The sequence below is a fragment of the Chitinophaga sp. MM2321 genome, from assembly GCF_964033635.1.
GTDB lineage: Bacteria > Bacteroidota > Bacteroidia > Chitinophagales > Chitinophagaceae > Chitinophaga.
The window spans coordinates 5045491-5059927 of the sequence record NZ_OZ035533.1 but is presented as its reverse complement, the minus strand read 5'-3'; the positions used below and the strand labels follow the sequence as shown (position 1 = coordinate 5059927).

Sequence of the window (14437 nt, the reverse complement as noted above, 5' to 3'; positions counted from 1 at the left end):
AACAGCTAATTGGCTATTATTAACTTATAAGGAAAACAATGTTTAAAAAAATATTAATTGCCAACCGTGGCGAAATCGCCCTTCGGATTATCCGTACCTGTAAGGAAATGGGTATCAAAACGGTAGCAGTTTATTCTACTGCGGACAAAGACAGCTTGCATGTAAAGTTTGCAGATGAGGCGGTATGTATAGGCAAACCGCAAAGCAGCGAATCTTACCTCAACATCCCTCACCTGATGGCTGCTGCTGAAATCACCAATGCAGACGCTATCCACCCTGGATACGGCTTCCTGGCCGAGAATGCGCGTTTTGCAGAGATCTGTGGTGAACACGGCATTAAATTCATCGGACCCACTCCGGAAATGATCCGCAGAATGGGCGATAAGATGACAGCTAAAGAAACAATGATTGCGGCCGGCGTACCTGTAATTCCAGGTTCGGAAGGGCTGCTGCAAAGCGTGGAAGAAGCAAAAGCCATTGCCAGAGGCATGGGTCTTCCGGTAATCATCAAAGCTACTGCCGGTGGTGGCGGTAAAGGTATGCGTGTGGTATGGGAAGAAAGTGAGCTGGAAAACGCTTACAACATGGCTAAAAATGAAGCCCGCGCCTCTTTCAGTAATGATGGGATCTACATGGAGAAATTTGTGGAAGAACCCCGTCACATTGAAATCCAGGTTGCTGGTGATCAATATGGCAAAGTTTGCCACCTGAGCGAAAGAGACTGTTCTATCCAGCGTCGTCACCAGAAACTGGTAGAAGAATCTCCTTCTCCGTTCATGACACATGAACTGCGGGAAAAAATGGGAGAAGCTGCCATCAAAGCTGCCAGCGCCATCAACTACGAAAGTGTAGGTACCATTGAATTCCTGGTTGACAAACACCGCAACTTCTATTTCATGGAAATGAATACCCGTATCCAGGTGGAACACGGCGTAACAGAAGAAGTGATCAACTTTGACCTCGTAAAGGAACAAATCAAGATTGCTGCGGGTATCCCTATCTCCGGAAAAAATTATACGCCACAGATGCATGCCATCGAGTGTCGTATCAATGCGGAAGATCCTTACAACGACTTCCGTCCTTCCCCGGGTAAAATCACGGTATTACATATTCCTGGTGGGCATGGTGTACGGGTAGATTCACATATCTATGCGGGTTACGTTATTCCTCCTTTCTATGATTCTATGGTAGCAAAAATCATTACCATGGCGCAAACCCGCGAAGAAGCGATCAATACAATGGAACGCGCACTGAGCGAATTTGTGATCGAAGGCGTGAAAACAACCATTCCTTTCCATCAGCAGCTGATGCGTGATGAAAACTTCCGTAAAGGCAACTTTACCACCAAGTTTACAGAAACGTTTAAGCTCGTATAAGGACCAGGATTAAACTGATTTATTTAAATGATTGGCCTGATAGGCGGAGATTGGAAGCGGATAAATTTTATTCGTTTCGGGTCTTCGTTTATCAGGCTAATCATTTTAACACCTGTTTGTAGTTTTTTTACGGCAGGTATTTGTATTTGATTTCTGTATGAAGAAGCGGGAAGCCCAGCGTATTCATGAAATCTTTGTCTGAATTGGTATCAAATGCTGTAGGCAGGCCGTACAGGTCGTAGCTGGTAGCGTTAAAAGCATTATTGATGCTATAATCCTTGTCGAGAAATTGCCATATCGCGTGCAGATTGTGAAAGTTGACCTTATCGTCATATTGCGGATAGAGGTCTGAAGAAGCGTTGTAGGTAGTGTCTGTAGGATATTCCCATGTTGTATGAATCTTCCAGGCATTACCGGCTGCATTATAAGAATAGGTTTTTGTGATCACGACCCCATAACCTCTCTCCAGCGATTTTTCTACTGTTTTAATGATCCTGTTCTTATCGTCATAAGTATAGCTGGTAGATCTGATGGCCTGTCCGATTTGTATAATCGGCGTACTGGTACTGCTGTAACGACCAAAAACATAGCAGGTATCCCTGGTGATCCTGTTTTTATGATCATCATAGAGGTATTTGTATGCCATTTCAAATCCCAGCTCTTCGATGCGGTAAGCACCGATGTTTGCTATCAGCCTGTTTTGTTTGTCGTACATCAGTAACGTTTGTGGAGTGCCCGTGGCGATAACGGAGGGGACAAGGCTTACGGGGTACCCTTTTGTGTTGTAATTGACGGCTATAGAATCTGACCAGTAGTAAGAATCGCCTTTCAATTGTGTAATTCTTGCGAGGTGCGCTGCCGGTGGAATGATGATGGGGCCGGGTTTAATACAGGAACTGAGGGAGAGGAGGGCTGCTGCCAAAAGGCTGCTCATTGTACGGAATTGGTTTCTTTTCATGGCTACTTGTTTTTTTGGGTGAAAACGAAAGCAGAGCAGGAGTATGCCGGTTACAGGCTGATAAAAATGAAAACGAAGAGATACTGGGATAGTAGCTGGGGTAGTCGGTTAGCGGGTAGCGAATTTACGGATAATATTTAAAATAATAAAGCCCCGGATGAAAATCCGGGGCTAATCATACACCAAAACAATCTTACGGTTTTATCGCAAGAAAAGCAGTTCTCTGTACTTAGGCAGTGACCACTTCTTGTCATCCACCAGGAACTCCAGTTTATCGGAGTGGTAACGGATCACATCAAAGTATGGTTTGATCTTTTCGCAGTAGTCAATTGCTTTCTGACGGTGGTCAGTAAGCTTGTTTGCTACTTTACGTGCTTCGATCATTGCCTGTACATTTTCACTGATAACGTTAATATGTTCAGCTATTTTTTCAGCAATTTGTTTTTGTGCTTTTACGGAACCTTCTCCTAAGCCAATTTCTTTCAGACCGCGGATGTTAACGATCAGTTCATTGAGATAACTGATTGCTGACGGCAGAATATTATTGGTAGCAAGGTCGCCGATTACACGGGCTTCAATCTGCACTTTCTTCACATAATCTTCCAGCAGTATTTCGTGACGGGCGTGTAATTCTTTATCTGTGTAAACGCCGGTTTCGGTATACAGAGCGGTAGCTTTCGGCGTGATCATTGCATCAAGCGCCTTCGGCGTAGTTTTGATATTCTGTAAACCTCTTCTTTCGGCTTCTTTTTCCCACTCTTCACTGTAGCCATCGCCTTCGAACAATACCTTTTCCGAATCTACAATATATTTCCGAAGAGTTTGCATAATAGCAATCTCTTTTTTCTCACCTTTTTCGATCAGGCTATCTACTTCTACCTTAAAGTCGGTCAGTGTTTTAGCCACGATAGTGTTCAGTACGGTCATGGCGGAAGCGCAGTTTGCAGAAGAACCAACAGCGCGGAACTCAAACTTGTTGCCGGTGAAAGCAAAAGGAGAAGTACGGTTACGGTCGGTATTATCCAGCATCAGCTCCGGAATATGACGGTGCAGATCCAGTTTCAGGATTGCTTCGTCCTGTTCGTCGAACTTGTTGTTAACACGGGTTTTCACTTCCTGTAAAACTTCGTACAGGTATTTACCTGAGAATACGGAGATGATAGCAGGAGGCGCTTCATTGGCACCAAGACGGAAATCATTGCTGGGAGAAGCAATAGCAGCTCTCATCAGGTCAGCATAATCATGAACCGCTTTGATGGTGTTTACAAAGAAAGTAAGGAACATCAGGTTGGTCTTCGGTGTTTTACCGGGAGCCAGCAGGTTTACACCGGTATCGGTGGACATGCTCCAGTTGTTGTGTTTACCGGAACCGTTGATGCCTGCAAAAGGTTTCTCGTGCAGTAACACTTTCAGTTTGTGGCGTTTGGCCACTTTATTCATCAGATCCATCAGCAGGGAGTTGTGATCTACTGCGATGTTCACTTCTTCAAATATAGGAGCACACTCGAACTGGGAAGGTGCTACTTCATTATGGCGTGTTCTTAAAGGAATACCCAGTTTGTAGGCTTCTTCTTCGAAATCGCGCATGTAAGCGTATGCACGCTCAGGGATAGCACCGAAGTAATGATCTTCCAGCTGCTGACCTTTGGAAGGAGCGTGACCAACAACAGTACGGCCGGTCATGATCAGATCAGGACGGGCGTTCGCCATTGTTTCGTCTACCAGGAAGTATTCTTGTTCCCAACCCAGGGTACCGGTTACTTTTGTTACATTTTTGTCGAAGTAGTTACATACATCTACTGCCGCTTTATCCATGGCAGCCAGTGCTTTCAGCAAAGGAGCCTTGTAATCGAGCGATTCGCCGGTGTAGGAAACGAAGATGGTAGGAATGCAGAGTGTTTTACCATAACCCTGCTCCAGGATGAAGGCCGGGGAAGAAGGATCCCAGGCGGTGTAGCCACGGGCTTCGAAGGTAGCTCTCAGTCCACCGTTAGGGAAGCTGGAAGCATCCGGCTCCTGTTGTACCAGGGCGTCGCCGTCAAAAGTTTCCAGGGCAGTACCATCACTTTTCAAGGTGAAAAATGAATCATGCTTTTCAGCAGTGGTACCGGTTAATGGCTGAAACCAGTGTGTATAATGAGTTACACCTTTTTTCATTGCCCATGCTTTCATGCCTGAAGCAATCTGCTCCGACATTTTACGTTCCAGCTTGGTGCCATTTTTAACAGAGTTCATCAGGCTTTTAAAGGCCTCATCGCTCAAATATTCCCGAACAACTTTTCCGGCAAAAACGTTGCTGCCAAAGACATCGGTAATTTTACCATTGTGTTCGGTGAGTGTAGAGTCTACGCCAGCTAATCCTTCCATGCTTTGAAACGTAACGATTGCATGCTGTAAATATTTTATACAAAAGAACGCATACCTCGCTATAAATGCAAATAAATTGTTCGTTTTAATTGAAAAATTACGTTTAGGGGTTTAAAAACGACTATTTTTTGTGATTTTAATAAAAAATGGATCTGTCAAGCATCAAAACTGATGAATTTAAAATTTAATAATATGATTAAAAAGGTAAAAACGCCCCACAGGCTGTTAATCGCTTACCTCTTGGCATTTGCAGGAAAAACATGTAGGTTTGCATCTTCTTTTTAATTACTCGTTTTTTTATACTTAAATACATGCAAACCACCGTAGAAATTGCTGAACAGCTGGGACTTACTGCTGACGAGTTTGAACGAATAACTTCCATCCTGGGCCGCAACCCCAACTTTACCGAATTGAGTATGTACTCCGTTATGTGGAGTGAGCACTGCTCTTACAAAAACTCTATCGTGTGGCTGAAATCATTACCCCGCGAAGGCGACCGCCTGCTTGTAAAAGCCGGAGAAGAAAATGCCGGTCTGGTAGATATAGGTGATGGCTATGCGGTTGTATTTAAAATAGAATCTCATAACCACCCCTCTGCTATTGAGCCCTTCCAGGGCGCAGCAACCGGCGTAGGTGGTATTCACCGCGATATCTTTACGATGGGCGCCCGCCCTATCGCAGCACTGAACTCACTGCGCTTCGGAAATATCAACGATAAAAAAACACAACACCTGGTAAAAGGTATCGTACATGGCATCGGTCATTATGGTAACTGCTTTGGCGTACCTACTGTAGGTGGTGAAGTATACTTCGAAGACTGCTACGGTACCAACCCCCTGGTAAATGCCATGAGCGTAGGTATCGTAAAAGTAGGACAAACCGTTTCCGCCACTTCTTATGGTGAAGGTAATCCTGTTTTTATCGTTGGTTCTGCTACCGGTAAAGATGGCATCGGCGGCGCTTCTTTCGCTTCTGCCAACATCACAGAAGACAGCGTGGAAGATTTGCCTTCCGTTCAGGTAGGAGATCCTTTCCAGGAAAAGAAACTGCTGGAAGCCTGTCTTGAAATTATCAAAACCAACGCTATCGTTGGTATGCAGGATATGGGCGCTGCCGGTATCACCTGCTCTACTGCCGAAATGAGCGCCAAAGGCGAACATGGTATGAATATCTGGCTGGAGAAAGTACCCACCCGCCAGGAAAACATGAAAGCATGGGAAATGCTGCTGAGCGAAAGCCAGGAGCGTATGCTCATCGTTGTAAAGAAAGGTCAGGAAAAAGAAATCCTCGCCATCTTTGATAAATGGGACCTGCACTGTGTGCAGATCGGTGAAGTAACAAAAGATACCAACCTCAAATTCTATATGAATGGAGAGCTGGAAGCAGATGTTCCTGCTGAAAGCATGGTACTCGGCGGTGGCGCTCCACAATATCACCGCGCTTACACCGAACCCACCTACTTCCAGAAAATAAAAGCCTTCGATATTCAGAATATCACGGATACGGATAACCCGCGTTTTGTTGCGGAAAGAATGGTGGCTTTACCAAACATCGCTTCCAAACGCTGGGTCTACAACCAGTACGACAGCATGGTAGGTACTGCCAATGCCAGCACCAACGCACCAAGCGACGCTTGTATCGTACTCGTAAAAGGTACGAAGAAAGCACTGGCAATGACCACCGACTGTAACAGCCGCTATGTATATGCCGATCCTCACAAAGGCGGACAGATTGCTGTAGCAGAAGCTGCGCGTAACATTGTATGTTCCGGTGGCGAACCAGTAGCAATCACCAACTGCCTCAACTTTGGTAACCCTTACGATCCGGAAGTATACTACCAGTTTGTACACGCTGTACAAGGTATGGGTGAAGCCTGCCGTAAATTTAATACGCCCGTTACCGGTGGTAACGTGAGTTTCTATAACCAGTCTCCCGACGGTCCGGTTTATCCTACTCCCACCATTGGAATGGTTGGTATACTGGATAGCATGGATCAGCGCATCACACTGGATTTCAAAGAAGCCGGCAACCTGGTATACCTGGTAGGCCGCAGCCGCAATGATATCAGCAGCTCCGAATACCTGCACAAGATCATTGGTATAGAATTCAGCCCTGCTCCACACTTCAACCTCGAAGAAGAACAGCAATTACAACAGGCTATCACTAAACTGAACAAAGCAGGACTGATCCAGTCAGCCCACGATATCAGCGAAGGCGGATTATTTATCACACTGCTGGAAAGTGCCATGCCTAAAGGTCTGGGCTTTGAACTGCAACTAAATAATAAATTCCGTAAAGATGCTTACCTGTTTGGTGAAAGCCAGAGTCGTGTAGTGATCACCGTTAGTCCGGCAAACAAAGAGAAGTTCGAATCCATCATGCATAGCCTGGTAGATGCTTCCGATGTTTCCGTACGCTACGAAAAAATAGGTATCGTTACAGGCGATCATGTGAAAGTGAACGGCGAAGACTGGGGTAAAGTAAATGACTGGAAAAAAATCTACGATACTTCGATAGAAGAACACCTGAAGAAATAATTTACGATTTAGTTATTTACGAATTTAGTTATTTAAAAAATGCAGCGAAGATCGCCATATGGTAATCTTCGCTGCATTTTTTTTAAATACCTAAATAACTAAATCAAAAAATTCGTAAATCTAAAAATTAGTAGTCAGGCCCAGATTGAACCTAGCTCCGCTGCCTTTGTAGTAGGAATCGTTACGCACTTTAGCCTGGGACATGACCGGATAGTAATCTGCATTCAGCAGGTTATCCACACCGAGGCGCAGGCTGGTAGACTTATTGAAACGATACGAAGTATAGAGATTAACCAGGAAGAAATCTCCCACAGGTCCCTGTCCCAGGGCGAAATTTCCTTTTGCATCTGCATCAAAACGCTGGCGGATACCGGAATAGATGTAATACACGCCCAGGTCCCATTGTTTGAGAGGGGAGTAGTTTACATTTACGGTTACTTTATCAGGCGAGATGCGGGTAGTAGGCAGATAGGTATGCACCCCGTTTACATCCTTTTGACCTTCTACATGCGACCAGGAAGTATTGGCAGACAGGTTAGGCAGAAACTGGTAACCGGCCACTATTTCAAAGCCCTGTACACGTTCGGGTGCTCTTTCCGGCACCGCTACGCCGCCTACATCTACCAGGCTGGTACCCAGTTTGGAAGTACTCACAAAGTAGGACCCGGAAGCATTGAAGTGCCCTATATTACTGTTAAAGCCGGCTTCATAATTATTGGTAATGATCGGTTTTGTTTCTATCGTATTTACAGTGGCGCCGCCGCCATTATCCTTTGCCAGGCGCAGCGTGCGGCCCAGATCATACAGGGAGAAGCTTTGTGAATAGCTTACAAACGGATTGAATGCAGCATATTTTGTATACCGCAAACCGGCATTAAATACCAGTGCTTCATAAGGGAGGCGTCCTCCTTTTACAAACACACCACCGGGATAAGCCTGGGGCGTATTGCCGTAGCGGATCGTAGTAAAGTCAGGAATGTCCAGGTTGATATTTTCGTAGCGCACACCGGCCTTTACGAGGAAGTCGCGGAACAGGTACGTTTTCAGCTGGGCATAAGGAGCCAGGTTTTTCATGTTCATCTCCGGTACAAAGCCTCTGCCATCAGTAAGTGGCTGGGAAGTTTTGTCGTTCAGGATGTCCACACCCCAGGTTACGTCGCCATTTACATTGGGGCTGAAATTGAACCCGGTATTAAAATTCACCCTGGCGCCCATTTTCTTTGAAACAATAGCGGAATTACCGGGAGGCGAATAGAAGTCGGAATATTCAAAAACGGTGTAGAAGTCCTGGTAATAAAGGTTTACACTCAGCGATGTATTTTTGAAGATGTTTTTACTGGTATAGTTCAGGTTGGCGTTGTGGTTATAGGGAGTACCCTGTTTGTCGCCGGCACTGGTACCAAGAATCCCTACAATCGGGCTATAGCCGAATTTACCGCCGGAGTCTACGTAGCTGCTGTTTTGCATGGAACGGTAGTAGTTGTACATCAGTTCCACGCGGTTATTACTGTTGATATCGTAGCCCAGTTTGGCAAAGGCATTGACATTTTCATTTTCGCTGAGCGATTGAAAAGGGCCTATCACCTCACCTTTGGCATCTTTGTTTACCCCTGTTTGCTCATACATACCGCTTACCACGTAATCAAACCTGTTGATTTTACCACTGAAAGTCTGGGAGATGCGGCCACCCATACTGTTTTTAAGACTGCTGAGAGATCCGGCGGTGCTTACATCAGTGGTGCCACTGAAATGCTTGTCTGTATTGGCTTTCCGGGTGATGAAATTCACAATGCCACCATCGGCACCATTGCCGTAGATAGCCGTAGCGCCTTTAATCACTTCCACTCTTTCTATAACGGAAACGTCTATACTACGAATGTCTTTGTCGCCGTTACGCAGGGGGGTAGATTGCGGAATACCATCTATCATGATGAGCATACCGCGGCCACGTAGGGTTTGTCCTTTGTTGGTGGAAGTATTGGTGCCTAGTGTAAGCCCCGGTACATTCATGCTCAGGAGCTGATTGATATCGGTGGTGATGGCGCTTTGTTCGCGTAGTTGTTTACCGGTGATGATCGTGATGGAGGACGGTACGGTACCCACTGTTTCTTTATTCCGGCTGGCGGTTACCACCACCTCACCCAAACCTACCTGCGAAGACGGCGGAACCGCTACGGGCGTGGTATCCGGGGGTATTCCAGTTGTTTTTTGTGCAGCTACCTGTAAGGTAGTTATCATTGCCACAAAGCCAAAAACTAAAAACTTCTTCATATTCAGAACTGATGTGTTTTAATAATAAATTTCCGCCGGTACCAAATCAGGAAACCGGAGACAGATAAAATGCCGGGTGTCAGTGCCAGCAGTGAATAAAGGATTTTGAGGGCAATGCCGCCGTAGTTGCCGAAATGCAGGGGCGCTATACAGGCGGCAAATTTATCTCCGAATGCAGCCTGGCTGAAATTGACAGTTTTTTTCACCAGGCCGGTACCGGCGTCAAAGTTTACGGATGATGAGTAGGTGCCCCAGATGGCGGCTTCGTGGGCATGTCCCAGGAAGCGTATGGGATCGCCTGCTTTTTTGGGTGGGCGGATGCCCATCACCCTGAAACCCGGGATCTGTGCTTCGGCTTTGGCCAGCAGTTGGTCGTAATCCACTTTTACGGGTACTTCCACATATTCTTTGGGAGTGGTTTTACGGGCGTCCAGTACTTTCAGTTGCAGCATAATGCCGGTAAAAGCGATGAGTGCATTGAAGAGCAGGGCCCATACACCGATGATGCGGTGGAGGTTACGCCAGCGGCGTGTCCGGTTGCCCCATTCCAGTTTTACCCGGAAGGTGAGTACTTTCCCGATAGCGCCGCGGTACACCCATATGCCGGTGAGGACGGACAGGAATAGCAGTATTCCGGTTATAAGCATGATTTTAACGCCTGTTTTACCACTGAGCAGGGTGAAGTGCAGGTAGAGGACAAAGCCTGTAAAATAGCCTTTGTTTGCGTGTTGATGGACAACCTGACCGGTGTAAGGGTTCATAAACAGGTACACTTTATAATCTGCTGCATATTCTGCCCGGATAATAGCACTTTCGTCCGGTGCCTGGGGGAGCCTTACAAAAAAAAGATAAGGGGTTTTCCCGGGGAGCGATTGCTTTGCATGCAGCAATAGTTGTGCGAGTGGCTGTTTTTGTGTGCCGGGCGTAACATGGTAGGCGTTAGCTTCCAGCGCATGATCTATTTCATCACTGAAAACCAGTATGGAGCCGCTGATGCTTAACAGCAGCAGTATAGCTCCTGCTATGAGACCAGTGATCCGGTGGATCCGGAAGAATTGTTTACGCCAGTTTAGTTTCAACCTTGTCTTGTTTTTCCTTAATAGCGACCCATATGCAGATAAAGCCAGGAGAGCAGTTGGGCGCCAATGTGCGATACCCTCATTTCCTGTTTCAACAAAATTCCGTGTGCAGGATTTTCGCAGGGCAGGTTGCTGTAATCGCGGCAAAGGTACCATAGCACAACTGTATGCATTTACGCAATCGGGAAAAATATTCATCGGATAGCAAAAAAAGACGCTTATCTGACGTTCCGGTGATTTATTGTAGCAGTGGGAGATTTTAACGAGTCATTAACAAAATACAACGTTCGTGTTATATTTTCCTGGAAAATGTGACATATTTTTGGAAAGAATCAAATGCAAACGTTCGCAGATTTACGATAAACCATCTATATAAGATACTTGGAATCAATTAGTTATTTTAGATTCTATGAAAACCATTTATTCTACCATGTCCTCATGAAAATTTAGTGAATTTACACCTAGTGAAAGAACAACTTGTAGTAAAGGGCTGAGCACGACTCGGCCCTTTTTGTATTTTGGAATTTTTTGATTTTGAGATAATAGAATTATAAAACATTGATAATAAAAAAGCCTTCCTGTTCTACAGGAAGGCTTTTTTATTATCTGATGTAGCTATTTATCCGTTAAATCTCAAAATCCGTAAATATTTTTTACACCATCGGAATTTCCGCTACCTCGTAAACTTTTTCGTCGAGTTTAGCTTTGGTTTCACTGAAAGCCTGTAATGTCAGCTCAATATCCTCATCGGAGTGAGATGCAGTAGGGATGAGGCGATAGATGATCTGTCCTTTTGGAATAACCGGGTATACCACGATGGAGCAGAAAATGTTATAGTTCTCACGCAGATCCAGGCACATAGCGGTTGCTTCAGGAATATCACCCTGGAGGTAGATCGGTGTAACCGGGGAATTGGTTCTGCCGATATTGAAGCCACGGGATTTCAGACCGTTTTGCAGTTTCGTTACATTCTCCCACAGTTTTGCTTTCATTTCCGGATGCTGGCGCATCAGCTGTACCCGTTTCAGGTGGCCGATGACGATAGGTAAAGGAATGGATTTGGCAAAGATCTGTGAGCGCATGTTGTAGCGCAGGAAGTTAATAATGGCTTTGTCGCCGCTGATAAAAGCACCGATGGAAGCACCTGACTTGGCGAAAGTGTTGAACAAAAGATCGATTTTGTCCTGTACACCCTGTTCTTCACCAGTACCGGCGCCGGTTTTACCCATTGTACCAAAACCGTGTGCATCATCTACCAACAGGCGGAATTCATACTTATCCTTGAAAGCAGCGATTTCTTTCAGTTTGCCCTGATCACCGGCCATACCGAAAACACCTTCTGTTACAACAAGGATACCACCACCCTGGGTTTTGGCCAGTTCAGTTGCACGTTTCATTTGTTTTTCAAAATCTTCCATGTCGTTATGCTTGAACACATAACGTTTGCCGGGGTGCAGGCGCAGGCCATCGAGGATGCTGGCGTGGCATTCTGCATCATAAACAATTACATCCCTGCGGCCGCAAACAGCATCAATAGCACTCATGATGCCCTGGTAGCCGTAGTTAAGCAAGGAAGTATCTTCTTTACCCATGTAGTCGGAAAGTTCATTTTCCAGTTGCTCATGGTAATTGGTGTTGCCGCTCATCATGCGGGCGCCCATAGGGGAGGCGAGGCCAAAATCGGCTGCAGCTTTAGCGTCCGTGGAACGAACTTCGGGGTGGTTGGCCAACCCCAGGTAGTTGTTAAGGCTCCAGACAATTTTTTCTTTGCCCCGGAAATTCATGCGGGGACCTATTTCTCCTTCCAGTTTAGGGAATGCGAAATAGCCATGGGCTCTGTCTGAATGCTCCCCGATGGGGCCCATGTGTTTCAGCAGTTTCTCGAAAATATCCATACGCTATTATTATGTAATGGTTAATTGCTTCCAATAAAAACGGACACAAAGGTATTAAAATATTACTTTTTGTAAACTTGGTTTACATTTGCCCCTCGTCTTTTGAAAATTACATATATGAATATCACCCTGTATCAGGGATTTGCTCATACCTTTTAAATTATTAACAACGTGATGAAACGGACAAATCTTGTATTAATCGTCCTCCTGGCCATAGCGCCGGCTGTATGGGCGCAGAAAGCAACCTCTCCGAAACCCTTTAATCACCATGCTGCATCTAAAACTGCCAAAAAACCTGCCAGACCTAAATTGGTTGTAGGCGTTGTAGTAGATCAGATGCGTTGGGATTACCTGTATCGCTATGGCAACAGATATACAACAGGAGGATTTAAAAGATTGTTGCAGGAAGGGTTTTCATGTGAAAATACATTGATCAACTATTCTCCTACCATCACCGCCTGTGGTCATACCTGCGTGTATACCGGCTCTGTACCTGCTGTTCATGGTATTATCGGCAACACCTGGTATAGTAATGAGGCCGGCCGCAGCATCTACTGTACAGAAGACAGCACCGTATCAACACTGGGCAGCACTTCCGCCGCCGGCAAAATGAGCCCGCGCAATATGTACGTAACTACCATCGGTGATGAATTGCGGTTATCCAATAATTTCCAGAGTAAAGTAGTGGGCGTGGCTATTAAAGACCGCGGCGCTATCCTCCCCGCCGGACATAGTGCCAACGCGGCTTTCTGGTATGATGGCGGTACCGGTAACTGGGTAACCAGCACTTATTACATGAATGAACTGCCGGCATGGGCACAGGAATACAACAGCCAGAAATGGCCACAGCAATACCTGAGTAAACCCTGGACAACACTTTACCCGGTTGCCAGTTACACCCTCAGCACAGCAGATGAAAAACCTTATGAAGGCAGCTACAAAGGCGCTTCCGGCTCGTCTTTTCCGCATGACCTGAGCAAAATTGCCAATGGTACAATTGCTGCTTCTCCCTTTGGTAACACCATGACACTGGAATTTGCCAAAAAAGCAATGGAAGCGTATAACCTGGGTCAGGGAAGTGTAACAGATTTCCTGGCAATCAGCCTTTCTTCTACCGACTACGTAGGCCACCAGTTTGGTCCCAACTCCGTTGAAGCAGAAGATACCTATCTGCGCCTGGATCACGACCTGGCCACTCTTTTTCAATACCTGGATGCTAAAGTAGGTAAAGGCCAGTACCTGTTCTTTATCACTGCCGATCACGGTGTAGCGCATGTATCAGGCTTTATGGAAGAAAATAAATTGCCTGGCGGTACTTTCAGCTCTTACAGGGCGATGCAGGCGATGAACGAAAAAGTGAGCACTAAATTCGGTGTGAAAAATGCTATCAAGGCCACGGATAACTACCAGTTCTGGCTCAATCATGATGCGATTACGGATGCTGGTAAAAACGAACCTGAAATACAGCAGTATATCATCACAGAATTATTGAAATTACCTGCTGTAGTGAATGCATTCCCTAACAGAGACGTGCTGACCACCACACTGCCAGAACCCATGCGTTCTATGATGGTCAATGGTTACAATGCCAAAAGAAGTGGAGATATTCAGCTGGTACTCGCCTCCGGTTATATGGATGGCGGGAAAACAGGTACCACCCATGGCACCTGGTATCCTTACGATGCACATATTCCGCTGGTATGGATGGGCTGGGGCATACAACCGGGTAAAACCAACCGTACTATTGGCATGACAGATATTTCGCCTACACTGGCCGCTTTATTGCATATACAGATGCCCAGCGGTAATGTAGGACAGGCGATTGGAGAGATTACAAAGTAAGTCTGTTTTTTTTCTTAGATTACCATAGAAAAAAATACAAACCGGACTGATTAAACCGATTAATAAAATTAACGGGATGAGCGAAGACAGAAGCGGATAAATATTTTTTTTC

Annotated in this window: 8 protein-coding genes; 3 read left to right on the top strand and 5 right to left on the bottom strand. The window is 45.7% G+C overall.

All coding sequences use genetic code 11. The features are described 5' to 3' along the window. The first annotated feature begins 38 nt into the window (after positions 1–38). Positions 39–1376: an acetyl-CoA carboxylase biotin carboxylase subunit gene (accC, locus tag ABQ275_RS19560; RefSeq protein WP_349314840.1), complete on the top strand. Its 1338-nt coding sequence runs from the start codon at positions 39–41 to the stop codon at positions 1374–1376. A gap of 127 nt (positions 1377–1503) precedes the next feature. On the opposite strand, the gene ABQ275_RS19555 is transcribed toward accC, so the two are convergent. Further along, positions 1504–2334: a hypothetical protein gene (locus tag ABQ275_RS19555; protein WP_349314839.1), complete on the bottom strand. Its 831-nt coding sequence runs from the start codon at positions 2332–2334 to the stop codon at positions 1504–1506. Between the two features lie 201 nt (positions 2335–2535). After that, positions 2536–4701 (bottom strand): glutamine synthetase III, encoded by a 2166-nt coding sequence (locus ABQ275_RS19550; RefSeq protein WP_349314838.1) that lies wholly within the window; start codon positions 4699–4701, stop codon positions 2536–2538. 311 nt (positions 4702–5012) lie between these two features. On the opposite strand from ABQ275_RS19550, the gene purL reads away from it, so the two are divergent. Further along, a complete protein-coding gene (purL, locus tag ABQ275_RS19545) occupies positions 5013–7238 on the top strand; it encodes a phosphoribosylformylglycinamidine synthase subunit PurL (RefSeq protein WP_349314837.1) in 2226 nt (741 codons plus the stop codon). 120 nt (positions 7239–7358) lie between these two features. On the opposite strand, the gene ABQ275_RS19540 is transcribed toward purL, so the two are convergent. From ABQ275_RS19540 to ABQ275_RS19530, 3 genes are all read right to left on the bottom strand, one after another. After that, entirely contained in the window at positions 7359–9509 is a 2151-nt protein-coding gene (locus tag ABQ275_RS19540; protein WP_349314836.1) for a TonB-dependent receptor, read from the bottom strand. 2 nt (positions 9510–9511) lie between these two features. Then, positions 9512–10588: a PepSY-associated TM helix domain-containing protein gene (locus ABQ275_RS19535; RefSeq protein WP_349314835.1), complete on the bottom strand. Its 1077-nt coding sequence runs from the start codon at positions 10586–10588 to the stop codon at positions 9512–9514. Between the two features lie 653 nt (positions 10589–11241). Beyond that, positions 11242–12483, bottom strand: coding sequence for a pyridoxal phosphate-dependent aminotransferase family protein (locus ABQ275_RS19530; protein ID WP_349314834.1), 1242 nt, complete (start codon positions 12481–12483; stop codon positions 11242–11244). A gap of 174 nt (positions 12484–12657) precedes the next feature. Between ABQ275_RS19530 and pafA the strand changes: the two genes are divergently transcribed. Further along, entirely contained in the window at positions 12658–14325 is a 1668-nt protein-coding gene (pafA, locus tag ABQ275_RS19525; RefSeq protein ID WP_349318801.1) for an alkaline phosphatase PafA, read from the top strand. Positions 14326–14437: the final 112 nt, after the last annotated feature.

Excerpts from the sequence above, each read along its gene's own strand:
- accC (WP_349314840.1), top strand. The coding sequence starts at position 39 with ATGTTTAAAAAAATATTAATTGCCAACCGTGGCGAAATCGCCCTTCGG.
- ABQ275_RS19555 (WP_349314839.1), bottom strand. The coding sequence starts at position 2,334 with ATGAAAAGAAACCAATTCCGTACAATGAGCAGCCTTTTGGCAGCAGCC.
- ABQ275_RS19550 (WP_349314838.1), bottom strand. The coding sequence starts at position 4,701 with ATGGAAGGATTAGCTGGCGTAGACTCTACACTCACCGAACACAATGGT.
- purL (WP_349314837.1), top strand. The coding sequence starts at position 5,013 with ATGCAAACCACCGTAGAAATTGCTGAACAGCTGGGACTTACTGCTGAC.
- ABQ275_RS19540 (WP_349314836.1), bottom strand. The coding sequence starts at position 9,509 with ATGAAGAAGTTTTTAGTTTTTGGCTTTGTGGCAATGATAACTACCTTA.
- ABQ275_RS19530 (WP_349314834.1), bottom strand. The coding sequence starts at position 12,483 with ATGGATATTTTCGAGAAACTGCTGAAACACATGGGCCCCATCGGGGAG.
- pafA (WP_349318801.1), top strand. The coding sequence starts at position 12,658 with ATGAAACGGACAAATCTTGTATTAATCGTCCTCCTGGCCATAGCGCCG.